23 protein-coding genes are annotated in these 25,302 nt (G+C 46.2%); 1 reads left to right on the forward strand and 22 read right to left on the reverse strand.

The window, feature by feature from the left end; all coding sequences use genetic code 11:
* Positions 1-34 precede the first annotated feature (34 nt).
* From BN1938_RS07925 to BN1938_RS07970, 9 genes are all read right to left on the reverse strand, one after another.
* On the reverse strand, positions 35-373 hold the full coding sequence (locus BN1938_RS07925; RefSeq protein ID WP_050640093.1) for a hypothetical protein: 339 nt from the start codon (positions 371-373) through the stop codon (positions 35-37).
* A 58-nt stretch (positions 374-431) separates the two neighbouring features.
* Positions 432-1,220, reverse strand: coding sequence for an alpha/beta hydrolase (locus tag BN1938_RS07930; protein ID WP_050640094.1), 789 nt, complete (start codon positions 1,218-1,220; stop codon positions 432-434).
* Positions 1,221-1,226: 6 nt separating this feature from the next.
* Positions 1,227-1,568, reverse strand: coding sequence for a carbohydrate ABC transporter permease (locus tag BN1938_RS07935; RefSeq protein ID WP_082202903.1), 342 nt, complete (start codon positions 1,566-1,568; stop codon positions 1,227-1,229).
* Positions 1,569-1,951: 383 nt separating this feature from the next.
* On the reverse strand, positions 1,952-2,806 hold the full coding sequence (locus BN1938_RS07940; protein ID WP_050640096.1) for a C39 family peptidase: 855 nt from the start codon (positions 2,804-2,806) through the stop codon (positions 1,952-1,954).
* Between the two features lie 310 nt (positions 2,807-3,116).
* The gene (locus tag BN1938_RS07950; protein WP_050640098.1) at positions 3,117-3,557 is read right to left on the reverse strand and encodes a hypothetical protein; all 441 of its coding nucleotides are present in this window, start codon (positions 3,555-3,557) and stop codon (positions 3,117-3,119) included.
* Between the two features lie 139 nt (positions 3,558-3,696).
* Entirely contained in the window at positions 3,697-4,842 is a 1,146-nt protein-coding gene (locus BN1938_RS07955) for a substrate-binding domain-containing protein (RefSeq protein WP_050640099.1), read from the reverse strand.
* Between the two features lie 163 nt (positions 4,843-5,005).
* Positions 5,006-6,010, reverse strand: coding sequence for an ABC transporter permease (locus BN1938_RS07960; RefSeq protein ID WP_050640100.1), 1,005 nt, complete (start codon positions 6,008-6,010; stop codon positions 5,006-5,008).
* Positions 6,011-6,023: 13 nt separating this feature from the next.
* Positions 6,024-7,520, reverse strand: a complete 1,497-nt coding sequence (locus BN1938_RS07965; RefSeq protein ID WP_050640101.1) for a sugar ABC transporter ATP-binding protein — start codon at positions 7,518-7,520, stop codon at positions 6,024-6,026.
* 53 nt (positions 7,521-7,573) lie between these two features.
* Positions 7,574-8,548, reverse strand: coding sequence for an ABC transporter permease (locus BN1938_RS07970; RefSeq protein ID WP_050640102.1), 975 nt, complete (start codon positions 8,546-8,548; stop codon positions 7,574-7,576).
* A 215-nt stretch (positions 8,549-8,763) separates the two neighbouring features.
* Between BN1938_RS07970 and BN1938_RS07975 the strand changes: the two genes are divergently transcribed.
* Positions 8,764-9,285, forward strand: coding sequence for a hypothetical protein (locus tag BN1938_RS07975; protein WP_050640103.1), 522 nt, complete (start codon positions 8,764-8,766; stop codon positions 9,283-9,285).
* Between the two features lie 259 nt (positions 9,286-9,544).
* On the opposite strand, the gene BN1938_RS07980 is transcribed toward BN1938_RS07975, so the two are convergent.
* From BN1938_RS07980 to BN1938_RS08040, 13 genes are all read right to left on the reverse strand, one after another.
* The gene (locus BN1938_RS07980; protein WP_082202904.1) at positions 9,545-10,546 is read right to left on the reverse strand and encodes a substrate-binding domain-containing protein; all 1,002 of its coding nucleotides are present in this window, start codon (positions 10,544-10,546) and stop codon (positions 9,545-9,547) included.
* Positions 10,524-12,329: a cache domain-containing sensor histidine kinase gene (locus tag BN1938_RS07985; RefSeq protein WP_050640105.1), complete on the reverse strand. Its 1,806-nt coding sequence runs from the start codon at positions 12,327-12,329 to the stop codon at positions 10,524-10,526. The genes BN1938_RS07980 and BN1938_RS07985 overlap by 23 nt, the downstream gene beginning before the upstream one ends.
* A 3-nt stretch (positions 12,330-12,332) precedes the next feature.
* Positions 12,333-13,937: a response regulator gene (locus BN1938_RS07990; protein ID WP_050640839.1), complete on the reverse strand. Its 1,605-nt coding sequence runs from the start codon at positions 13,935-13,937 to the stop codon at positions 12,333-12,335.
* 464 nt (positions 13,938-14,401) lie between these two features.
* Positions 14,402-15,412, reverse strand: coding sequence for an aldo/keto reductase (locus BN1938_RS07995; protein WP_050640106.1), 1,011 nt, complete (start codon positions 15,410-15,412; stop codon positions 14,402-14,404).
* A 53-nt stretch (positions 15,413-15,465) separates the two neighbouring features.
* Positions 15,466-16,398, reverse strand: coding sequence for a 1-phosphofructokinase (gene pfkB, locus BN1938_RS08000; RefSeq protein ID WP_050640107.1), 933 nt, complete (start codon positions 16,396-16,398; stop codon positions 15,466-15,468).
* 218 nt (positions 16,399-16,616) lie between these two features.
* Positions 16,617-17,660, reverse strand: a complete 1,044-nt coding sequence (locus BN1938_RS08005; RefSeq protein WP_050640108.1) for a galactitol-1-phosphate 5-dehydrogenase — start codon at positions 17,658-17,660, stop codon at positions 16,617-16,619.
* Between the two features lies 1 nt (position 17,661).
* Positions 17,662-19,182: a xylulokinase gene (xylB, locus tag BN1938_RS08010; RefSeq protein WP_050640109.1), complete on the reverse strand. Its 1,521-nt coding sequence runs from the start codon at positions 19,180-19,182 to the stop codon at positions 17,662-17,664.
* 93 nt (positions 19,183-19,275) lie between these two features.
* The gene (locus tag BN1938_RS08015; RefSeq protein ID WP_050640110.1) at positions 19,276-20,274 is read right to left on the reverse strand and encodes a LacI family DNA-binding transcriptional regulator; all 999 of its coding nucleotides are present in this window, start codon (positions 20,272-20,274) and stop codon (positions 19,276-19,278) included.
* A 100-nt stretch (positions 20,275-20,374) separates the two neighbouring features.
* Complete coding sequence (gene gatY, locus BN1938_RS08020; protein WP_050640111.1) at positions 20,375-21,226, reverse strand: class II fructose-bisphosphate aldolase; 852 nt, start codon at positions 21,224-21,226, stop codon at positions 20,375-20,377.
* Between the two features lie 229 nt (positions 21,227-21,455).
* Entirely contained in the window at positions 21,456-21,770 is a 315-nt protein-coding gene (rhaM, locus tag BN1938_RS08025; RefSeq protein WP_050640112.1) for an L-rhamnose mutarotase, read from the reverse strand.
* Between the two features lie 218 nt (positions 21,771-21,988).
* Positions 21,989-23,074, reverse strand: coding sequence for a rhamnose ABC transporter substrate-binding protein (locus tag BN1938_RS08030; RefSeq protein WP_050640113.1), 1,086 nt, complete (start codon positions 23,072-23,074; stop codon positions 21,989-21,991).
* A 220-nt stretch (positions 23,075-23,294) separates the two neighbouring features.
* Positions 23,295-24,305 (reverse strand): ABC transporter permease, encoded by a 1,011-nt coding sequence (locus BN1938_RS08035; RefSeq protein ID WP_050640114.1) that lies wholly within the window; start codon positions 24,303-24,305, stop codon positions 23,295-23,297.
* 2 nt (positions 24,306-24,307) lie between these two features.
* Complete coding sequence (locus BN1938_RS08040) at positions 24,308-25,300, reverse strand: ABC transporter permease (protein WP_050640840.1); 993 nt, start codon at positions 25,298-25,300, stop codon at positions 24,308-24,310.
* Positions 25,301-25,302 lie beyond the last annotated feature (2 nt).

Below are 25,302 nucleotides of genomic sequence, written 5' to 3' on the forward strand. Positions count from 1 at the left end.
GGGACATCTGCCTGTCTTTTCATCTGGCTGACAGCTATAATAACAGTGATCTATCTATATAAATACTTGGAAAACACTCGATGCATCCAGCGTGCACTGATATCTTCACATTTCCAGGCCCGCAGGTAATCATCTTGCCAAATGGATCTTTCTTTTCTCCTACCAAAATAAAACCAATCGCCTTTGAATATACGGTGAATGCCGTCTCTCTCTTAAGCGAATATGTACGTCGAAATACCACTCTGTTCCTAAATCCTTCGCTCTTCCAGAATGCCGGCCATCCTAGTCCTCTTTCCACACGGCTAAAATTCTGTTTCATTGCATGATAGAGCTCAAAATCAGCTGGATACCAGATCCAATATGTTGTTTTCATTTTTCCTCCTTGCACACTCTTTTCTGGCGTAAATATTATCAATCATTTAATACTTTTTTTAAAAAGCAATCATTTTATTTGCATTATCCCTAGAATATACAGTATCAATGCATTCAAATCCATGAGAAATTTCCGGATTGTTTCCAGAATAAATGTTCAACATTGCCATAACACCAACAGTATTTAATTTACTATAAAATCTTCTAGCCTGTTCCGAAAATGAATTTACACCGGCATCTGATATATAAGCTGGAGGGAAGAGTTCGGAAACATTGTCTGTAACAGCTGCCATTTTAATAGAAGTCATTTTTTTTGTTCCGATCCACAAATTGCCTGCCAGCACTTTCGTAATGAGAAAACTATCCTCATTAAGGTTATCGCCTTTTTCATACTCCTGTTCTTTATTTGTAAGACCAGTAAACGCTGCCAGATAAGCTCCGGCGGATTCTCCCATGATTACAATATGATCTGTATTAATATTATACATACCTGCATGGGCTCTTAAATACCGGATTGCACTTTTCACTTCAGTTTCGCGTTCAGGAAAACGAGTTTCGTCTTTTATACTGTAGCTGATGCATGCAACTGCAAAATCTCTCTTAGCAAAATATACTAATTCCGGCACCCACACATTATGGTCAACACCTGCAAATCCCCCGCCGCATATCCATACTAATAAAGGATATGTGGCGCTACAGTCATAATTAAAATAATTTCTTGGACGAATTAGCGATAATTTCAAAGGCCGCACTGTCGCATTACACCAGTCTAACTTTTGTTCATATACTATATCTGATGCCAAAGTTAGGATATCGTCCTTAATTTCTACTTCTAAGATTTTCTTCATATAATTTTATCCCTTAATTGCTCCGGCTGTCATACCTGCAACAATCTTCTTCTGAGCCAAAATAAAGAAGATAACAATAGGTAGCATTGATATGACAGCTGCTGCAAATGCCATATTATAATTTGATGCATGCTCACCAAAGAATACATACTGTTGCAGCGGAATTGTCTTAACTACATTTTTTTGTAAAATCAGGAGTGATATATTGAATTCATTCCATGTCCATAGTGCATCTAAAATCGCTACAGTTGCCAGTATTGGCTTAAGAAGGGGAACCACAATCTTCCCTAAAAGCTTAAATCTTCCACATCCTTCAAGCAGCACGGCCTCTTCAAGTTCAATTGGTATCGTGTTAGCACAATTATGAACCCGTTTCGCAACATAACATTTCTGTGGCCTGTCTACTTGACCGGCGACATATCATTTATACCCGATGCCTTGTGTTCCTGTTGTTTGACAATTTCTTCTCTGATCGGAACAAAGTGGGCAAGCCCACCTCAACTCCCTATCCCCTCATTCATGAGGGGCTTGCACACTTTGGCGCCGCCGCGATGCCGCCTTGCGGCTATATACCTTATGGCGGCGTGTGCATTCCCCGGAGGGTTTTTATGATATAGAAAATTCCAGAGGAATTTCCTATATCATAAAAAAGAAAGTGTAATCCTGCCTTGATTTACACTTTCATTAATTCTAATCTTATATTTCAACTGAAAACCTATATTCTGCCAAAATTAATTTACCGAATAGACCCACATTGCTTTAATCTGATCTGCAATCTCTCCAAACACCCATTCTTTTTCCGTTCTGGTTATACTGAAAGGATCATTTATACTGACATATCCGTCATGATAACCTGTCATGACTATAAAATGGCCATTCTGGGTGAAGTCCCCCGGCCCCATACTGCAGATAATCGGATGTCCTGCTTCAAGCTCCGCTTTCAGCTGCTCTTCATCCAGCATTCCGCCATAACAGTTCACGTTCCAATCATTACCCGCATTTTCCATAAATGTCCAATATGTATCATTCGCCTCGTCCACATAATTGTGTTCCATGGAATATTGAGCCAGCTTCACAGGTGTAACAGAGGAATCCTGCGTAAGCCCTGCCACAACCATCGCCATACAGGTCGGACCGCATCCGCTGACTGCGAGAATGCTTGTGCCGTAAGAAGCATATCCCCAGCGTTCATCCCATTGAAGCAGATGCGGAATCTCTCCTGGCGTCAAATCTTTTTCTATATTATCCGCATATGCCTGATTTTTTTTCGTCCCGTAGTTATCTACAAATGTTAGTGTTTCTTCATTTTTATCCAATAACCCAATTACATCAGCAGGATACCCCTTCTCTTCAGCATCTTTTTTCACCTGTTCAAGGGTCCGCTTTTTCGTAATAGTTTTCGTAGTATTCTTAACTTCTTTACTTTCTTTTGCCTGGACAGTATTATTAACAATTTCCTTAGTCTCTGGTTTAAGAGCTGCTGATACTATAAATACGATCATAAGCAGCAGTGCCGCTAATATTTGCTTTTGCCTGCGAACCTGCTTCTTACGCCTCGCCTTTCTCTCCTGCTTCCAGTTTTCCATGTTATCTTTTCTCCAATTGTATGTCACTCTTTTTGATTTCAATTCTATGTTATTGGTTCTATCTTAACATAAAAGCCATCATAATTTAACATTTTCTTAAATATTTAATAATTTGTTAAAATTTTCTCTCTGCTATTCACAACTTCATCAGTGAAAAGCAGCAAAATAAAAGGAACACCGAATGCATCGGCGTTCCTTATTCTATCTACATTCCTCTGATGTCCGCACAACCTCTTTGATACATACCACACCTTTATGCCGAAAACTGACAGAGGCAGGCCTCCCGTCTCTGTCTGACGCATCGGGCCGCTTAGAAAATACCAAAAATCTTTTCCCGGAAAGACTGATATAATGAGTCATAATCCGTATACTGAATATTACTCTCTTTAAAACTCTTTCCCCATACCTTGCAGATCCCCTCTGCAATCAGGTTTGAGTCATCCCCTTCCAGCCCCAGAACTGACGGAAAAACGTAGTAGATCATAAAGAAATTCAAATCTACCTGCGTACGGGAGTCAATCTTTCCCTTCTTATTAGAAAAGTGATCATTCACTGCCTTCACCAGGCATTCCCCAATTTCCCTGGCGGCAGCTTCTTTGTCCTCTGCCTGAGCGACATACTCTGCCATTTCCTGAAAATAATGTCCGTTCCTTTCAAGAAATTCAGCCGTGTTCTTTTCATAGGACTTCTTTTTCAGATGTCCCAGCATCTTTTCCTTATTATCAAAGACAGTTTCTATCCCCTGAAGCATATCTCTCCTCCTGCGCCTTTTCTTTCTGATCTCAATCTACTTTCATTTCCTTAAACGGGATGTCTTTTAGAAAGGAGGAACCGGGACACCCCCGGTTCCTCCTGAATCACTACAGTTTATTCGACTGTACCTCTATGAATTAGTCATAAAGGTTTGGAGCGATGTCTGCTTCTTCCATATTTGTGGAATCATACCAGTAACCATCTGTCTCGATATCTTCTACTGTTTCGCCTTCGCAGATCTTATACAGTGTTTCGATAGATAATTTACCCTGCATCAGAGGAGACTGTGTAACAGCGCCAAGTAATGTTCCGTCTTTAACTGCTGCTTTGATTGTAGAACCAGCATCGAATCCAGCTGCGATAATGTTTTTCTCAGGATCGCTTCCTAATACGCTCAGGTTCTGGTTTGCTGTCAGAACACCCTCTGCAGATACCTGGTTTGAACCGAACATAGCGATTGTGTCGTCTTTGTTCATGATGTTAGAAGCCTCTGTAGCACACAGTTCAACTGTTGTCTGAGCCGGTACTGCAACTTCGATGATGACATCTGCTGATTTCTCATCGCCATTGTTTTCTACTTTACCTACAAAGTAGTCATTTCCTACAACTGCAACTTTCTTTCCGTCTGCTTCAGCCAGTTCTTTGAATCTGTTGATAAATCCAAGACCACGCTCTGTGATGTTGGCAGATGTTGCATCCTGGTTAACTTCACCGACTCTGACTGGTTTTTTAGCATCTGCAATTTTGTCTTTTACTGCTTCATAAATCTTATCAGCTGCAATAGCGCCTGCTGCGCCGTTGTTTGTTACAACTGTAGCGTATACAGATCCTTCCGGAGCATCCGGCACACCTGAATCGAAGCAAACTACCGGGATCTTTTTATCAAGTGCTGTCTGCAGAGCGTCCAGAACTGAATTCTGGTCACAAGCTGCAAGAGCGATACCATCCGGGTTTTTATTGATTGCGCTGGTCAGCATGTTTACCTGGTCAGCGATATCAGACTCCGCGTTTGGTCCTGTTGTATTGGTCTTAACACCCAGTTCTTCTTCTGCCTGTTTGATTCCCTGTACGGCTGCCTGCCAGTATGATGACTGGAAGCTCTTAACGATAACTTCGAAGCTGTAATCTCCGCCGCCTTTGTCGGAACCTTCGCTTGTATCCTCAGTCTTTGTGTCGGTGCCGGCTGCTTTGTCGCCTGCTTCCTCTTTCTTTCCGCCGCAGCCTGCAAGCAGTCCTGCTACCATGCATCCACTAAGTAATACTGCTAAAACTTTCTTTTTCATATTTTTGTCCTCCTGACATAAAATGGTTTTTTATAGTAACAGCTCCCCTGCCGTCTCCAGTCCCCAACCGGAACCGGCACTGGCTGCTATCTATCATTGATAGGTTTACTGCTAAAACTTTGATTATTGAAACTTTGTATTGCTGAGACTTTCATTGCTGCGGTTATGCCTGGTCTTTTTTCCTCTTGAGCATATCTACAAGTACAGCCGCAATCAGAACGAGACCTGTAATAATCTGCTGCCAATTTGCCGTCAGCCCGATGAACGGAAGACCTGTCTTCAAGAGACAGATAACGAATACACCAGCCAGCGTTCCTGTGATGCTTCCTGCACCACCAGACATGGATACTCCGCCGATGATCGCTCCGCCGATAGCCTCCAGCTCAAATCCGGCGCCTGTTCCCGGCTGAACCGTTGCAAAAATAGCGGAATAGGAAATCGCTGCAAGTCCTGCGAAGAATCCGGAAATCACATAGGCAAGTATGTGATAGAATTTAACATTAACCCCAGATAATCTGGTTGCTTCTTTGTTGCTTCCGATTGCCAGTGTATAGCGTCCGATCTTTGTATGATTCAGGACAAAAGTCATGATGATTACGATGATGATGATCCACAGGAAACCAATCGGAATGTTCATATCGTTCACCTGTATCTTGAAGATGCTTCTGAACCATCCTCCCTCAGCAGCTGCTGCCGGCCAGGAGATTCCGACTCTTCCAACGATAATGGAACCAAGTCCTCTTGTGATCATACAGGTACAGAGCGTCGCCAGAAACGGCGGTAAATCCATCAATGCTACGAGGCATCCGTTCAGAACGCCGATTGCCATACCGAATACGATACTTGCAAGGATTCCTGCCCAAGTCGGCCAGCCCTGGAATGTAATCAGGTAGCCGCCTACCAGTGAGTAACAGATAAGTCCGGTACCAATGGAAAGGTCAACACCTGCCGTCATCAGCGGGAACGCAACCCCTATTGCCATCAAAGTGATATAATATGAATAATCCAGTATACTAAGAAAAGTGGTATACTTTCTAAAATTCGGGCTGAGTGCGCAGAAGAAGATGAATAAAGCAATTACAACCAGAAGAACGATGAATTTCTGCCCTCCCAATCTGTCAATTACCGACCTGTTTCTGCCAGCCGTTTTTGTTGTATTATTAGCCATTTTATTATCCTCCCTACTCTATCTCTCGTGTAGCCAGATTCATGATGTTTTCCTGAGTTGCCTCGGAAATATCCAGCTCACCTGTCTTCCTGCCTTCACACATTACGACGATTCTGTCACTCATTCGTAATATTTCCGTCATCTCAGAAGAAATCATTATAATGGCTTTTCCATCTGCTGCCAGCTTATTCATCAGCTTATAAATCTCATTCTTGGCACCAACGTCGATCCCTCTGGTAGGCTCATCAAATATCAGGATATCACAGTTTCTTGTCAGCCATTTTGCAATAACGACTTTCTGCTGATTACCGCCTGACAGGTTTACTACAAGCTGATCTACATCCGGTGTCTTGGTTGCCAGTGACTCTACGTATTTTTCCGCAACCTCTTTCTCTTTCTTCTTATCTATAAAGATACCACTCATGTAGTTTTCCAGTGTCGCCATTGTCGTATTCTCGGCAACAGTCTTCTGTACTACGATTCCGTATCTCTTTCTGTCCTCTGACAGATAACCGATACCATTTTTAACCGCATCCTGCGGAGTGTTGATTGTTACTTTCTTGCCGTTAATATAGATGTTACCGCTGTCAATCGGATCCGCACCGAACAGCGCACGCGCCGTCTCCGTACGTCCGGCTCCCATAAGCCCTGAGAATCCAAGGATCTCTCCCTTATGGAGTTCGAAGCTCACATCCTGTACCATCTTTCCGGCATTCAGATTTTCTACCTTCAGCACTACCGGCGCATCCTTCGGCACCATGCTCTGGGTCTTCGGATCTTCATAAATAACACGGCCCACCATCATGTTGATGATATCGTCTTTTGTACTGTCCTTTGTGATCAGAGTTCCTACATAGGCGCCATCTCTCATGACGGTAACTCTGTCGGTGATCACTTTGATCTCATCCATACGGTGAGAGATATACACAATACCCATGTTCTTTTCTCTCAGGTCACGGATGATCTTGAACAGTTCCTGAATCTCAGTCTCTGTCAGCGCCGCGGACGGCTCATCGAATACGATCACCTTTGCATCATGGGATATTGCCTTTGCAATCTCACACATCTGCTGCTTTCCTACGGTCAGCCTGCTCATCGTCTCTCTTGGATCAATATCAATATTCAGTCTTTGGAAAAGCTTTCTGGCCTCATCATTCATCCTCTTGTCATCGATGCGGATGCCCTTTTTGAACTCTCTTCCGATGAAGATGTTCTGTGCAACCGTCAGATGGCCCAGCATGTTCAGCTCCTGATGCACAATAACTATCCCTGCATCCTGTGCCTCTCTTGTACTTGAAAACTCTACTTCTTTTCCTTCATATGTAATTGTACCGGAATCTTTTTTGTAGATACCTGTCAACACCTTCATCAGTGTAGACTTACCGGCACCGTTCTCTCCCATCAGCGCAAGGACTTCACCTTTTCTGACTTCCAGGTCTACGTGGTCCAGCGCATGAACACCTGGGAAAGATTTATCAATATCTTTCATCGTTAATATAACTTCGCCCATTCTTTTACCCTTGCCTTTCTATTTCTTCATTCTCAGATTTCCATGTATCATTATTAGTTCTTTCTGCGTCTTGCGACAACATCACTGAATACTGCGACTATAACAATAATACCTGTAATAATAAGCTGATAATCTTTTGAAAAGCCAAGAGCCAGAATCCCTTCCTGCAGCAGAGCGATAATGAACACACCGATTACTGTTCCGCTGATAGAAGCAAGCCCGCCTGCCATGGAAGTTCCTCCCATTACGCATCCTGCAATTGCTTCGTTGTTGTACTGATCGCCATATCCCGGCTGAACTGTTGTATACGCAGATACATAGAAGAGTGCTCCGATTCCAACCAAAACTCCACAGATTATGTATGCTGTCATTTCCCATTTCTTAACGTTAACTCCGGAAAGCCTTACTGCTTCTTTATTGCTTCCCAGTGATAAGATATAACGTCCCATTTTGGTCTTATTCAGAATGATCGCACAGATAATTGCCACTATAAGGAAGATAATCAGGCCTGTCGGGATGTCCCCCATCTTGACCAGATATCTGTACCATCCGCCCTCTGCGGAAGACTGCGGCCAGCTTACAGACTGTGTCTTTGTAAATACAGATGCGAGGCCTTTTGCGATATTCATACTCGCCATGGATGTAATGAATGACGGTACGGACCAGTATGCTACCAGGTAGCCGTTGAAGATACCGAAGAGAAGGCCGACCAGAATACTGATCACCATGACTAACGGCATCGGAACTCCATATGTAATGAGGCTGAATCCGGAAACGAGCGCACAGCAGAACATAACCGGCCCGATGGAGAAATCAATCCCCCCTGTTGCAATTACAAAAGTAACCCCCAATGATAAAAATCCAAGAAAATATGCATAGTTAAGGGCACTCAGAATACGGCTGATTCCTGCAAAATCTCCCTGCGTCATCGCGCAGAAGAATCCGTACAGAAGAATCAAAACAAAGCATAACACAACCCTGTTAAACCCCACCTTTTTCACAAAAGGATTTTGTTTAATCTTTTCCACTTTTCTTCCTCCTACTTCTTTAATCTTGCTGCTTTCAGAGATGCTGCATCAATTCTCTCATCCTGTTTCAAATGCTGTCTCGTACGTATCTGCATGTCCCCGCTTCTCCCCGTCTTATATGTCATTTCGTGAAAACTGCACTTGCAATTCCGGAAAAACATGATTATAATACGTTTATCTTGCCGCTCAGGATGAGCAACAAAAAGGAGGTTCACATGAAACACTTACGTACATTTTTTTCTGTATCACTGATTTTCGTTCTTGCCGTAACCGCTCTTACAGGATGTAAGAAACAGCCGCAGGCTGTCAAATCTCCATTTACGGAGATGACCTGGGAGAACTCTGTTGAAGATGTGATCGCCGAGGAAGGCGATGACTATACAACCTATGAATCCATATATAACGGAACCACTTATGAGTTCGCCAAGAACTATCTTGATCAGGACGGAACCGTAAAATACATGTTCGACGACAACGACAAACTGATGTGTGTTGCCTGGGCCTTCGGTACAGACGATGAAGAAACACTGAAGGATACCTATAATAAAATCCATCAGGATGTGGAAGATACCTACGGCGAAAGCGGTTATGATTCGGAGAATCCTACCAACTACGGCGATGTCTGGTATCTTGAAAACGGTAATATCCTTTTAATGGTTGTTACTACCGACACCCAGCAGGCTCTTCAGTATTCTTATCTCAATCCGGAGGTATCCACCAAAGAAACAGAAAACTGAGTCAACAAACATTTACAATCAAGATTTATCCTTAGTATAGTATTTATGAACTTTTTATTAAATTGAAAATTTTACTGAAAAAGGTTAAAAAATTACAGCCTGTAAAAATACCGACCGTAATTTTTTAACCTTTTCTTCTTTATTTTATATCTTTATTTTTCGACTTCACTGAAAACCAACTTCAGGGCATGTGCTGCAAAAACGTCCCCGGGTATCCATTATTGATCCGCTGCATTATGCTTTATACAGGCTGCAGATCTCACTGCTGGCCGGTAAATGGATAGAGCAGGCGCTGGTTTTCTTCTTCATACATATTTTCTTTTGTAATCATCTTACAGCCTGAATCCAGATTTTTCTCGTACTTTTTACCATCCAGGATATGGATCACCTGCTCAACGCCCAAATACCCCATATTAAACGGCTTTTGTATAATAATCCCCTGGAATACCCCCTCCTCTAACAGCTGAATCTCCTTAATAGAGTTATCGAAGCCGACTACCTTGACTTTTCCCTTAAGCCCCAGATCCTTTACCGCCTCCGCTGCCCCTACTGCCGAGTATTCATTCGTGCCCATTATAACTTCCATCTGTGGATACTTCTCCAGCATTTCCACGGTCAGTTTATACGCTCTGTCGTAGGAAGAACCGCAGAACACGACATCCATGATCTGATTTTCATAATCTCCCAGGCCATCTCTCATACCGCTTTCTCGCTCTATAGCGGTCGATGAGCCCTTTACATGGGCCACAATCCCGATCTGCGATTGGCTGGTCAGCAGTCCCCGGGTGAACTCTCCCAGCTCCCTGCCCGCCAGATAATTATCCGTGGCTACAATTCCCTGTGCAATATCCCTGTCTATCACAGAATCAATCAGCACCAGTTTGATCCCATGATCCACAACCTTCTGAAGTGCCTCCGACATCTCGGAATAGCTGCAGGGGGAGACAAGTATTGCATCCGGCTGCTTTTCAATGCTCTCCTGGATACACTTGATCTGCCCCTCCACATCGGTTTCTGACTTTCCTCCTACGATCTCTAAATCCGCCTTAAACTCTTCCGCACCCAACTCCGCTCCGGCAATCAAAGATGTCCAGAACCCATTTGTCTCATCAATGGTTTTGGGGATTAATATCATCTTATACACTTTCTGATCCTGGCTCTGCATGCTCAGCAGGTTAAAAATAATCAGGAAAAGTGCAGTGAGAATACAACATAAAAACATTCCTGTTACAAGTCTTTTACCTGTGAGTTTCTTCATCATCTGCCTGCTCTTCCAGCGGCACCGTAACGGTTGCCACTGTTCCTACCCCCTTCCTGCTGATATAAGAAATCCCATATTCCTGCCCATAGTAGAGCTTCAGCCTCTTCTGAACATTTGGAACCCCCACGCCGTTTGATTTATGTTCTTTTTTTGTTTCGTCAAAAATATGTTCCAGGGCGGCTTCCTCCATCCCCACTCCGTCATCCGCAATCGTGATATAGGCCTTCTTTCCCCGCACATATCCCCGTATGCTCAGATTCCCCTTTGTTTCTTTATACTTCAGTCCATGGTAGATCGCGTTCTCTACAAGCGGCTGCAGGGCAAATTTAATAATCATGACATGATTGATCTCGGGAGAGACATCAATGGAATATTCCAGCTTATCTTTGTAGCGCATCTTCTGAATCGTCAGATAGCTGCGCACATACTCGATCTCCTCGGCGATCGTGACCTGCTCCTTGTCATTACTGATGCTCTGTCTGAACAGACGGGCCAGAGCTGAAGTCATCAGTACCACCTCGTCATTTCTTCCCGCCTCGGACATCCAGATGATAGAATCCAGCGTATTATAAAGAAAGTGCGGGTTGATCTGCGCCTGCAGCGCCTTCAGTTCGTTTTTCCTTTTCTGTTTCTGCTCGTACACATTCTGTTCCATCAGCGTATGGATGCGTTCTGTCATCACATTAAAGGATTTGCTCAGGCTTCCCACCTCATTTGATGCGGTGACCGGCACATTTGCCTTATCGAACCGCCCTTCTTCCACCATGCTCATGGAATCTCTGAGCTGGCGGATCGGCTTCGTAATCTCTCTGGATATAATACTGGATATCGCAATAACCCCCAGCAGGAGCACTCCCGCCACCAGAAGGTACATCATCTGCGCCTGCTTGTTATTTTTTAACAGCTCCGAAGTGTAGGCCGCCCCTACAACGGTCCATCCTGTCATATCAGATTTGGATATTGTATAAAGCTTATCGCCCTCTTCCGACTGAAAATGGTCTTTCGTACTGGACATGATCTCATCGATATTTTCCGTCTTCAGACCGCCGTACATCAACTGCTGCTGGGGATGGTAAATAATATTTCCATTCTCATCCAGGATAAAGATGTAGCCGCTGCCTCCGATATTATTGTTACTGCACAGTGAGCTGATGGCATTATAATTGAGGTCTATAAAAAACACCCCGTCGTTTTCACCTGTCTTGTAGTTTACGAGCGGCCTGCTCAGAGTAATCACCCATTTATAACTGCTCTTAATGGCATTCTGCACATGGGAAGAAGAGATTGCGATCAGATTCTTCGTCGACAATGCCGCCTGGTACCAGCTCTGCTCCCGTACGTCAATATATTCGGTAAACTGATCCTCTCCTTCATTTAAAATACTGCGCCCATTATCGGCTACCACCGCGATATTGTAAATATCATTCCGGCTGTTGCGAATGGTTTTAAACTGGCTTAGAATACGTTCCTTCTCTTCCTTCAATTCCTCTTCCGGCTGCTGCGTATTATACAGATAGTAGGAAACATCACTGTTTGCCGCAATGATCGATGATATATTCAGCATATAATCCATGTAAGAATCGATATCATAATTCACCTGTTTGATAATCTGGGAGGTATAATTGATCGAATTTTCATAGATCGTATTCTTTGTAAAGTTCAATGCAATGAAAAGGAAGATCAGCACTGCAATCACCATCAGCACAGAAAATGAAACCATAATCGTGCTCTGAATGCTCTTGAATCTGCCGAATATCGTCCTGGGTTCTTGTTCTTTCTTCATTTATTAACTCTCCCTGGCATACTCCTTCGGAGTTTTCCCTGTCATTTTCTTAAATGCGATGCTGAAATAATGGGGATCACTGAATCCCACTTTCTCCGCGATCTCATAATTTTTAAGGCTTGTCTGCCGGAGGAGCTGCTTTGCCCGCTCCATACGGACTCCGGTAAGCACTTCCGTGAAGGTCCTGCCTGTGGCCTCCTTGAAGATGCTGCTGAAACGGCTGGTACTGATGTTCAGATAGTCACAGATATGATTCAATCCCAGATCCTGATTGCTGTAATTTTCTCTGATATAGTCCATCGCCTGACCCGCCAGGCGTTCCGCGCTCGTCTGCCCGGCAGCGTTAACCGCATCCATCCCCCTGGCCGCATATTCCCGGATCAGCTTCATCGCCTTGTCCAGGTTCCTTGCATCTGTTATACCGGATATATCTGAATCCTTCAGCAAAAACTCCTCGTCTGTCTCCTGCACCGTCTGGCAGATAATCCTGAGTACCTGATGAAGATAAGCCACAGCCTTATTTCTGCTCACATAACCGGACCGCATCCAGTCCTCCACGTGATCCAGGATCTCATAAAGTACCGTCTCCTCTTTCCCTTTCACGGCAGCGGCAATGTCTTTAAAATCCTGTTCCAGCTCCATGGGATTCCCCGACGGCAATGCCTCCTCACAGTCAAATATAACACCTGTTCCCTTCGTATAACGGAACTTGAGAATCGCTGTGGCAGAATCGTAGGACTTGTAAAGCTCCTCCAGAGAGGTAACATAGCTGCCGATCCCCATAGAAACACTCAGCTTCATTGCGTCATAAACGGTAGACTTAATCTCCCTGCAGATAGCATTCACCTGCCCTGCATACTCTTTTGGCTTATTTGTCCGAAACAAAATACAGACCCTGTTGTCGGAATCCCGGTATGCCAGCCCTGCATTATGATTGTTCACAATCTCATTGCTGATGTTCTCCACAACGAAGGACATCAGTGCGCTTTCCTTCTTCAGGTCGTCGTCAGTCTCATACAAATCGGAATACACATCAATATCAACGGCCGCCACCCGGTAAGATCCCCCTTTGATCGTGATGCCGAACTCCTCCAGCTCACGCAGGCTTGTCTCCACGTCCTGCGTCCCCCTGACCAGACGCGACAGCGCCCTGGATATGATCAGTGCCTCATTCTTCGTATAGCTCTGATATACCTTCGTCAGCTCATCCAGCTTCTGCTCCTGCTGTCTCTCGCCGTCCAGCTTCTCCCTGATTCTGTTCAGCACCTCGGACAATTCCTTGGCAGTAACCGGCTTCAGAATATATTCGGCCACTTTATACTGGATCGCCTGCTTTGCATATTCAAAATCGCTGTATCCACTGAAAATAATGGTCGTAGTCTGAGGCAGGTTCTCATGGATATACTTACTCAGCCCCATGCCGTCTATGTATGGCATGCAGATATCCGTAAGCACAACGTCGACCGGCGTCTCCTTTAGAAATTCGATCGCATCCTTGCCGTTTTCGCAGTCGCCGACCAGCTCAAACCCCAGCTGTCCCCATTCGATCTTTGCGCCAATCGCCTCGCGCACCAGGATTTCATCATCTACCAGTAAAACTTTATACACTGTTTTATCCTCCCGTATGAGCATATTTTTCCTCCGCATACTTAGAATTAGTATACAACAAGTTTCTCTCCAGGGGAAGAGGGGCGGCACTGGAAAATTGCAGTATCTTAAAGTATATGAAAATAAAGTTTGTGCTCCCCTCCCGATCGGATGCAGCCCAGCCTGCCGTGAGACTGACGGGGGAGGGAGCGCAGGACACATCCGGGCATTTCGGATACGTAGAATGCGCGTTAGAACCACTTATAGCAAAATGGCGCCATCACATGGATTGAATCTGCTTCTGAAGCAGATTCAAAGCCGGCCTGAGCCGCGGAATTCATCAGAATTCCACGGTGAATACCGGTGGTTCCATGTGATGGCGCCATTTTGCTATTAGTGGTTCTTCGCAAATGGGCCGCATCCGAAATGCCCGGATGTGTCCTGCGATCCCTCCCCCGTCAGTCTCACGGCAGGCGGACCATCCCTTACAAAGTTACAATAACCCCATCTTCATCCCAGAGGTCATGCCAGTCTTTTGCGCCTTCCCACAAGAATACCTGCCCCTTTACAAGGCGGTTGTTTCTCTCAAGAGTTGCAATTTTTGCCATTTCCTCGTCAGTAAGCGGATCATCTAACATGCTCTTTAAGTTGCTTACATACTCAACCTCATGTACAGAGAACGGAATCGGTATCTGTCCTCTCTGATGCGCCCATTTCAGTGCGATCAGAGCCGGATGCACTCCGTGAGCTTTTGCGATCTCCTGCATTTCCGGTGTCTGCAGGTCAGCCACGTCCTCCGGACACATATCTCTCTCCGGTCTCTGGGGGGAGCCTAACGGCATGAAACCGATTGGCTGGATGTTGTGAGCCACAAGATAATCGAATAATTCCTGCTGCTGGAAGCATACATGAAGCTCGAGTTCGCATGCTGCCGGCATAATTTTCATAAGAGGCAGTACAGCTTCCAATTTCGGGATTGTCATATTGGAGATACCAATATGGCGGACCAGCCCTTTTTCTACCAATGCCTCGCACTGTCTGTAAGTGCTCATAAACTCTTCCACGCTGAATGGTTTGGAGTCCGGATTTCTGGAGTCCACATCGCATCCTGGTGCATGATAGTTCGGGAACGGCCAGTGGATAAAGAACATGTCGATATAATCACACTGCAGGTCTGCAATGCTCTTTCTGCAGGACTCCTCCACTCTTTCGTGCATATCGTTCCAAACTTTTGTCATGATATAAAGCTCTTTACGCTCTGCCACGCCTTCGTCAAATGCAGCTTTGAAGACCTCCCCGATCTGGTCCTCATTTCCATAGCATGCCGCACAGTCGAACATGCGGTATCCGCATCGGATTGCGCCTGCGACCGCGTCTGACACCTGCTGTGCTGTAAATCTGTCGGAACCAAACGTTCCCATTCCTACACATGGTACTTCTTCACCTGTATAAAGCTTCACTTTTGGCACATCTGCCGGATTAATAAATTCTCCCATCTTTTTATCTCCTTCTTTCTTTTCTTATTTTCACCGTATAAATACGGGAATTTTTATTTCATTTTTACGATCCGGATTTCCGGGAAAATACGCTCCATATCTTCTTTTACATAGAAACCGGTCTCTTCTCTCAGGGCTGCCGCCGCGGAAATCGCACTTGCTTTTCTCAATACCCCTTCCATGGAAAGCCCCTCGCTCATCCCCAAAGCGAATCCGGCTATCATGGAATCGCCGCATCCCACAGTATTCACTGCATCAATTTTCGGAACCTCTGCCCGGTATATCCCTTCACTGCACACAACGAATGATCCTTCTCCGCCTAGTGAAACGGCTACAATCTCCACGCCATCGTTGTGGATTCTTTTCGCAGCCTCTATCATATCGTTGATACTCTCGCATTCTTGCCCCGTCAGCATCCTGATCTCATCCAGATTTGGCTTAATCATCGTCGGTTTCGCTTCTATTCCCATCTCCAGCAGCCTTCCGCTTGTATCCAGAATCACTTTTTTCCCGGCATCCCTGCAGACCTTAACCAGCCTCTGGTATGCAGTTCCGTCCAGACCTTTGGGTACGCTTCCCGACATTGCCACGACATCGGCCTTAGCCGCCAGCCCCTGGAATTTTTCCAGAAATCCGTTGAAATCCTGCTCGGATACGGTAAAACCAGGTTCCAGAAATTCTGTCTGCACATGGTTCACCTCATCCCATATGTTAATACAGGATCGGCTCTCCGCCTCCATATGATAAAATGCACTTTCAATCCCGAATGGTTTCAGGGAATCTTCTATATAAGCGCCCGCATGCCCGCCGACAAATCCCGTGGCAACCACTTCAGCACCCGCAATTGCCGCAGGCTTGGAAACATTGAGCCCTTTTCCGCCCGGCGTATAAGCGCATTCTCTGACCCGGTTCACTTCTCCGGTTTGAAAGCCCTCCACTACATATCTCTTGTCGATCGCCGCATTTAACGTGACTGTAAGTATCATGAATTCAGCCCTCCCAAGCTTTAGTTAATCATATCTGTCCACGACCAGATGTACTAGTACAGCCGTGCATGAATCTTTCAGTAATAAGTGCCTGATATCTGCGTCAGAGGTGTGCCTGCTTTCGCGACGGCGTAGTGGTTCCTACGTCTAGCGAAAGCAGGTGCAGCTATGGCGTAGAGAGCAGGTGCTTATTGCTGAATTATTAGTGCGCTGCTGTACTAGTTCATCAACAGAACCTTTCCTTTTACAAGCCCCGGTGTCTTAAACATCTGGAATGCTTCCTGGGCCTGGCTCATGGGCATCTTTTTATATATGAATCCCGGATCAAATTTGAGCTGTCCGGTTGCAAAATAATGCGCCGTCAGTTCCCACTCTTTTCCGGGGAACGGAGAGCTGTAGGACATCCAGGAACCTGTCAGTTTGAACTCTTTGCGGTTCATGTTCTCCCACATGGCCGGCGTAAATGTAAGGTCTACATGGGGAGTCCCAATAAAACATACATGCGCTTTATTTGCCGCCAGCTCGAAGGCCATATACATCGTAGGCGCCTGTCCTGCAGTCTCGTATACGTATGCATACCCCTTGCCGTCCGTGACAGCCATAGCCTCCTCCATATAATCTTCTTTTGTTGTATTGATCACTACATCTGCTCCGAGACGTTTTGCAAGCTCCAGCCTTTCATCGCTGATATCAAAAACAACCACCTTTTTGGAACCGAAGATCTTCGCCCATTGCATCGTAAACATCCCAATGGTTCCGCCGCCCAGAATCGCAACATACTGTCCCCCCTGGTAGTCGTTCTGCAGAAGGCCGTGCAGTGCGACCGTGGAAGGTTCGAACATGGCTCCCTGCTCATAGGAAATACTCGGGTCAAAAACAACCGCATTCTGCTCCGGTACGACTACATACTCCGCATTGCTGCCCTGCTGTCTGGATCCGATAAAGCTGTAATGCTTACAGAGGGAGAAGTTGCCGTTCTGGCAGTCGTCGCATTTCATACAGGGAAGAAGCGGCGCCCCGGATACCCGGTCCCCCACTTTTACTTTCGTAACGCCTTCCCCCACTTCCACGACATCACCCGAGAACTCGTGTCCCAGTACGATGGGATAGAAATGCACGCCGTTATGAAGCACCCTGGGAATATCAGAGCCGCAGATTCCGGAAGCCTTCACTTTCACCTTGACTTCGCCCGGCCCTGCCTGGGGCTCCTCGTAATCCAGATATTGTACATCCTCATTTGCGCATACTACTGCTGCTTTCATTTTACCTGCCTCCTGTTTTTTTCATGGTTTCTTTTAAATTATGATATAGTTCCAGATAAATCTGATAGTTCTTTTCGTAAACGGCAGCATTGTCCGGATTCGGTTCATGGGACCGTCTGTTCTCCACCGTCAGGGCAACTGCCTCCTCAAAACTCTCATACATGCCCACACCCACGCCTGCAAGTATGACAGCGCCCAGTGTTGTAGCTGTATCAGAGGAAGGAACGAGGATCGGTTTTCCCGTAATATCGGACTTGATCTGTGTCCAGAGCAGTGAATTGGCTGAACCGCCCATGGCACGCAGTACGCTGACCTTTGCCCCCGCCTCTTCCGCCACATCGAGATTATGTTTCAGGGCATATGCCACGCCTTCCATGGCAGACCGGATAAAGTGCGCCTTTGTCTTGCTGAAATCCAGGCCGTAAAATACGCCCTTTGCATCCGGATCCCAGATAGGAGAACGCTCGCCGGACATGTAGGGCAGAAATACGGTTCCGCCGCTTCCCGGAGATACCTTTTCCGCCATCTCATTAAATAATTCCAGAGAGCTTTTTCCCTGTCTCTTCCCTTCTTCCCTCTCGTAGTCTCCAAACTGCTGTTCCAGCCACCTCATAACACCCCCGCCGCCGGTGGTGCCGCCCTGAAGCAGCCATTGGCCCGGAACCACATGGTATCCCAGAATTAATCTTGGGTCCGCCTGATATGTATCTGTGCAGATGCTCATGCCGCCCGCCTGGCCGCCCTGTTCCTGAGTCTCTCCCGGATGGATGACCCCCGCGCCTAAGGTTCCGCACGCCGCGTCCAGACCTCCTGCCACCACCGGTGTTCCAACGGCCAGACCGCTTTCTGCGGCAGCCTTCTCCGTAACCTTACCGATCACCTCATGGCAGGGATGGATTTCCGGCAGAAACTCCGCCGGGATCCCAAGCCTCTCACACATTTTTATATCCCACGTTCCTGTGTGCATGTCAAAGCAATGCAGCCCATATCCCTGGGAAAGATCCTGAGTCATCTCCCCCGTCAGCTTATAGGCAATATAGCTGTTGGACTGCAGAATCTTATAAGTTTGCGCATATATCTCCGGCAGATTTCTCTGGTACCAGATAATCTTGGCCGTTGTGTAAGAGGGCTGCAGAGAATTACCGGAAAGTTCGAATATCTCGTCCGCCCCGATCTTCTTATTGAGTTCATCGCAGATATCCGCAGCCCTTGTATCCATCCAAATCGGTGTATTCGTAAGCACACTGCCCTCCCGGTCAACCGCAATTGCCGACCAGCTCTGCCCGTCAATTCCGACGCCGGCAATCTGCTCCGGCCGGATACTGCCGTGGGACAGTACTTCTTTAACCGCAGAACATATGGCATCCCACCATTCTTCCGGATTCTGTTCTGCCCATCCCGGATGAGGATAATACACCGGATAACTGCCATTTGCCGTGGCTATTACCTTACCGCCCCGGTCAAATACAGCAATCTTACAGGCACTGGTTCCTATATCAATTCCCAGTAAATATTGTTCCATCTCTACCTCCCATACCATCCGCTGTTTATATAAACGGAAATATCAAATCGCTCTCTATCGAAACGTTTCGGTTCTCCTTAAAAGAAAATTCTGTCATCTGACAGATTTTCCTTCCACAAAGGTCGTCTTTAGCTTCACCGTCTCTTTCTCTTCCTGCGCTCCCGCATCGTCCAGCCTCCTAAGCATCAGTTCCGACACGCAGCTGCCAATCTCTTTTGTGGGCTGGGCCACAATACTCAGCCTGGGAATGCTTGCCTTGGCAAACTCCACATTATCAAACCCAATAAAGGAAAGCTGCCCGGGGATCTCAATCCCCAGCTCGTTAACCTCTATGATCGCACCCATGGTCATCTCGTAATTGGAAACGAATACTGCCGTCATATCCGGATTTTTCCTGAACAGTTCCTTCATGGCTGCCGCGCCGCCCTTAATCGTATAGTCGCCGCGGACCACCAGCCCTTCTCCAAAGGCAGCGCCTGCCTTCTCCATAGCCATACAATAGCCCCGGTACCGCTCTTCTGCGGTATAGATTTCTTCCGGTCCGGCAATCATGCCGATCTTCCTGTGTCCTGCCTTGAGCAGCCGTTCCACAGCATCCCTTGCCGCACCTTCATTGTCTACCAGAACACAGTCGCATTCTATGTCTTTGAGTTTCCGGTCAATCAACACCACCGGCTTTCCGGCCCGAAGGAACTTCTGCAGATATACGCCCCTTTTTCCTGAGGGCATAATGATCAATCCATCCACTCGCCTGTGAAGCAGAAACTCGACAGCCTCCTCTTCCCGTTTTTCGTCCGTACGGCAGTCGCAGATCATGGTTGCATATCCATGGCTTCTGAGCTGGTCCTCCACTTCCGTGATAATCTCAGCACAGAAAATATTGTTCAGCTCCGGTATGATAATTCCGATTGTTTTCGTCTTATTTGTCTTCAGGCCTCTTGCCACCTCGTTGACTTCAAAGTGAAGCTCCTCTATCGCTTCCTCTATCTTGATCCGGTTCTTCTCTCTTACATTGCCTCCATTTAAATAGGAAGAAATAGTTGCCAGGCCAAGTCCGGTTTTTTTCGCAATATCCTTGATCGTAGCTGCCATGGTTATCCCTGCCTTATCTGCCCCTGTGCCGTGCACAGAAAGACTATTTTACGTTACTGTTCAAACCGTGCCGTATACGCCCAAAGGGTGTGAACAGGAACTAATTCACTTTATGGTCGCATCCGCATACCTTCATGCGCTCCATCACCAGATTCTTCACTGCTTCCATACCCACAATGCCAAGTTTCTTAGGATCAAAGGTATCTGGTTTCTCCTTAAGAAGTTTTTTGCCTGCGTCTGTATAAGCAACCCGCAGCTCTGTGGCAAAGTTCACTTTGCACATCCCGCGCTCCACACACTCTTTGACATCATCATCGCTGAGGCCTGAAGCCCCGTGAAGAACAAGCGGTACAGAGACCACCTTTCTGATCTCGGACACTCTTTCTTTATCCAGCACCGGAGTGCCTGCATAGAATCCGTGAGCCGTCCCGATTGCAATTGCCAGGGAGGAAACCCCGGTTCTCTCCACAAATTCCTTTGCTTCTGCAGGATCTGTATTGGTATCCGCTTCTGCTTCCAGATCGTCTTCCTTACCGCCGACCTTACCCAGCTCTGCTTCCACCGGTATGCCACATGCTTTGGCTGCATCTACCACCTTTTTGCTGACAGCAATATTATCTTCAAAGCTCTCATGTGAGCCATCGATCATGACCGAGGTATACCCCGCCTTGATTGCCTGTACCGCCAGATCAAAGCTGCTGCCATGGTCCAGATGTAAGCATACAGGAACCGAAGCCTTTTTTGCTTCCGCAGCAACGATCCCAAAATAGGTGTCCAGTGAACCGTACTTCACTGTGGAAGGGGTCGTCTGCAGCATAACAGGCGCACGCAGCTCCTCCGCAGCCGCAATCACGGCCTTCACCATCTCCATATTCTCCACATTAAAGGCACCTACAGCATAACCGCCCTTCTGCGCATCCAATAACATTTGTTCTGATGTAACTAATGGCATATGTATTATCCTCCTTAGGGTTAACCGAAACGTTTCGGTTTGTTTATATTTATATAATAATCCGGTTTTGTCAGAATGTCAATCCCCAGTTTTCAAAACATTATAATAGAAACAACTTAAAATCTTAACCGGATAGAGGCTCATGTGTTTCTTAACATAGAGAAGGGGAGCCGTCTGTTTCCCGACAGTCCCCTTATTGCAGATCCAATACATATGCACGATGTTTATATCAATCCAAATGAAATACAGGATAAAGATCGGTAGATACAGGACTATTATCCGGATTGGTCTCCATGATATCCGCCATGAAGTCCCACCATTTACGGCAGATCTCTGTGTCCGCGCTCTTGTCCCATTTTTCTGCGTCTTCGAGTTCTATATAGCCGTACAGAATATCGGTCTCCTTATCGAGGAAGATCGAATAGTTGGATCCGCCGTATTCATGGATCATATCTCTCATCTCCGGCCACAATTGATTATGGCGCTTTTCATACTCTTTTTCCATTCCCGGGTATAATTTCATTTTAAAACTTTTTCTGATCATGTTGTCTCCTTTCATGTCTCGGCATTCTTATGTACATGCCCTTTGTGCTGTTTCCAGAATATCACTTACCACGGCTTCTGTCCAGTGAGATATCCTGCATTTATCCGGAATCTTTTCACCCGGATTTCTTGTGCAAGCAGCGTCTTTTTGGAATCATAAGTAATATAAGCGAGCCATTTTGGCCCGCTTATATTACTTATTTATGGGTTTGTAAAATTTTAGTAAACGTCTTTCCACTCGTCGATGTTAGAAGGATCGAATTTGAACGGTGCGCCGAGGATGACTTCTGTTCCGCCGTCTGATGCTTCTACTACTGTGTAGTCGCCCATGTCGCCGGCTGTGAATGTGTCGTCTACTGCTCCTGTGATTGTTCCGTCAACTAATGCGATTGATGTGTAAGCCCCAAGGCGTCCAACATCGATCGGATTCCACAGATACATATACGGGCAGGAATGAGCGTCGTCATCACCGATGTATTCAGCCATTTCTGAAGGCAGTCCAAGTCCTGTCAGTTTTACAGATGATTTCTCGTCCTGAAGTACCTTAGCTGCTGCATTGATACCAACAGTTGTAGGTGCGCAGATAACTTTCAGATCCGGGTATTTGGATAACAGAGCCTGTGTCTGGTCTGTTGATTTCTGCGGCTCGTCATCTCCGTATGCAACTTCTACAAGTTCCAGTTTGGAGTATTTGTCTTCTTTCATGATCTCTTTCATAGCGTCGATCCATGCATTCTGGTTTGTTGCCTGTGATGTAGCTGAAAGAATTGCCCACTGTCCTTCTCCGCCTGTGATGTCCAGAACTGCGTCCATCAGAGCCTGGCCGATCTCAGTTGTTCCAGCCTGATTTACGAATGTCTGACGGCTGTCAGGGTTCGCTTTAGAGTCAAGGCAGGATACTTTGATTCCTGCATCCATTGCTTCTTCCAGTGCTGCCTGAAGTGCATTCTCATCGTTTGCAGCGATACAGATAGAATCTACTCCCTGGGAAATCAGTGACTGGATAACAGATACCTGTGCATCCGCTGTAGCAGCCTCAGGATGTTTTACGATGCATTCTCCGCCTTCTGCCTCGATTACTTCCTGGAATCCTTCTGCCTCTTTTTCATTGTAAGGATTTCCTGCTGATTTTGTGACAATTGCATAAGTCTTCTTTCCAGAATCACTGCTGTCATCTTTTGCAGTGTCCTCTGTCTTTGCGTCAGAACCGCCGTCTGTAGTGCCCTCATCCTTTGAGCCGCATCCTACAGCCAGTGTTGCCGCCATTGCTACACATAACAGTACGCTTAAAACTTTTTTCTTCATGCTTTCTTTCCTCCCTATGGAATTTTATTATATACAAAGCGCCTTTCCCGGCGCCCGGTATCAGATTAATAAGAATAGAGTTTCGCTTGCGAAACTCGCGCCTGCGGCGGTCGCACCGCGACATCTACATCTTACGCCGCAGTGCGCAACCCGCCTGGAAGGCTTTTTTATCTTATAGGTGAACTTTCCTATAAGATAAAAACAAGTTATCAGAAACAGACTACTTAACTGCTGCCGTTTTTTTCTTTAACTTTAACTCGCCTCCGATATTTGGCAGTAATACCGCCAGAATCAGCAGAGCGCCTAATATAATCAGAATTAACTGCGGGTTCATGTTGATCTGTCCAAGACCGATTCTCAGGCAGATGATGATGAATGCGGATATGATTCCGCCCTGTAACTTACCCTTGCCCCCGGCGGTTGAGATTCCTCCGAATACCGCCATTGCAATGGCATCAAGCTCAAAACCGTTTCCTGTCGTGGTGTTGGCTCCATAAAGTACGGATGTAAGGAAGAGCGCTGCAAGCCCGGCCATGAATCCCATTGCCATATAGATGATCAGGCGGATCTTCTGTACATGAATTCCTGAATAGTAAGCTGCCAGCCTGTTGGAGCCTATGGCATATACACTCCTTCCGAATGTCGTCTTGCTGAGTACAACGGTAAAGATGACTGCAAATATAATCACTACGAAGAGAATATAAGGGATCATCCCCACTTTTCCTGCGATCATGCGGAACCCGTCAGCGTTGCTTAAGGATATGGATCCGCCGCTTCCAAGAGCGATCTCCGCAATTCCTCTGAATACGATCTGCGTTCCCAGCGTTACAATCATAGGAGGCAGTTCGGTAAACTTTGTAAGGATCAGCCCGTTCACCAGTCCGCAGACCGTGCCGACCACAAGCGCGGTCAGAACGACTAAGATAAACGGCATATCTTTGTTGCATACCATGCATGTCATCGTGGCTGACAGGCAGACCGTAGCGCCTACGGAAATATCAATTTCTCCAAGTATCAGGATGTATGCCATGGGAAGCATCAGAAACACTTCTGTCAGATATTTGGGCATCTCTCTGAGTACATTGGATACCTGATAGCTCTGGGAGATACTTGCACAAAAAACGTTGATTAAGATAAACAATACTACCAGCATGCCTTCCCAGCTGAGAACCGTCTTTTTCCATGACTTCTCTGGCACATTGGCTATGGTTCTTCCGGATTTTCCTGCCATGATTACATCTCCCTTCCCTTCAGATTATTTTTATCCATTACACGCTGTGTTACGACGTTCAGGATTACAACGACTAATATGATAACACCCTTTACTGTATTCTGTGCAATCGAGTCGATTCCTACGAGAGGAAGTGCCTTTGCGATAATCGCCAGGATCAGAGAGCCAAGGAATGCTCCTACAACGCTTCCGCGCCCGCCAGTCATGCTGACACCGCCGATTACACAGGCTGCGATAACATCCATCTCTTTTCCGTACAGCATATTGGGCTGTGCGGAAGAGTAAACCGCTACGGCCAGGGCTCCGCACAGTCCGGCGAGAATTCCCATTACCGTATAAACCATCAGTTCCACATTGGACGTATTGATACCGGATATTGCAGCCGCCTCACGGTTGCTTCCTACCGCATATACTTTTCTTCCCACCTTCGTCCATTTCATAACAATGAAGAATATAATATAACATGCAAACATGATTAATACAACATTATTAATTCCCAGTACCTTGCCCAGGGCAAAGTTTTTGAATTCACCCAGGTTCTCTGCACTTGCCCACTGGCTGTTTCCGATCATGTAGGCCATGCCCCGGTATATGTACATGAATCCCATCGTTGCAATGATCGGGAGTACCTTTCCCTTTGCGATGACAAGTCCGATTACCAGCCCGCACAGCGCTCCGATTCCGATTGCAATCACAAAGAGCAGAAACGCATTTTCTACGATGTTATATTTCAGCAGCATACCGACTGTCATTCCGGAAAATGCAAGCGTGGATGCGATTGAGATATCGATGCCGCCAAGCAGCAGCACTCCCAGCATTCCCAGCGTCATGATCATGATAACCGCGTTATTTTTCAGCATATCTGATATAGATTTTAGCGTCATGAACGAAGGGCTTCTGAATGAAATGACCACACAGAGGATAATCAAAACGATCAGAAGGCTTGCTTCACGGGAGCCGGTGATTTTTTTCCAGATAGATTTATTTTCTTTCATCT

The sequence above is a fragment of the Eubacterium sp. SB2 genome (genome assembly GCF_001244405.1).
GTDB lineage: Bacteria > Bacillota > Clostridia > Lachnospirales > Lachnospiraceae > Faecalicatena > Faecalicatena contortus_B.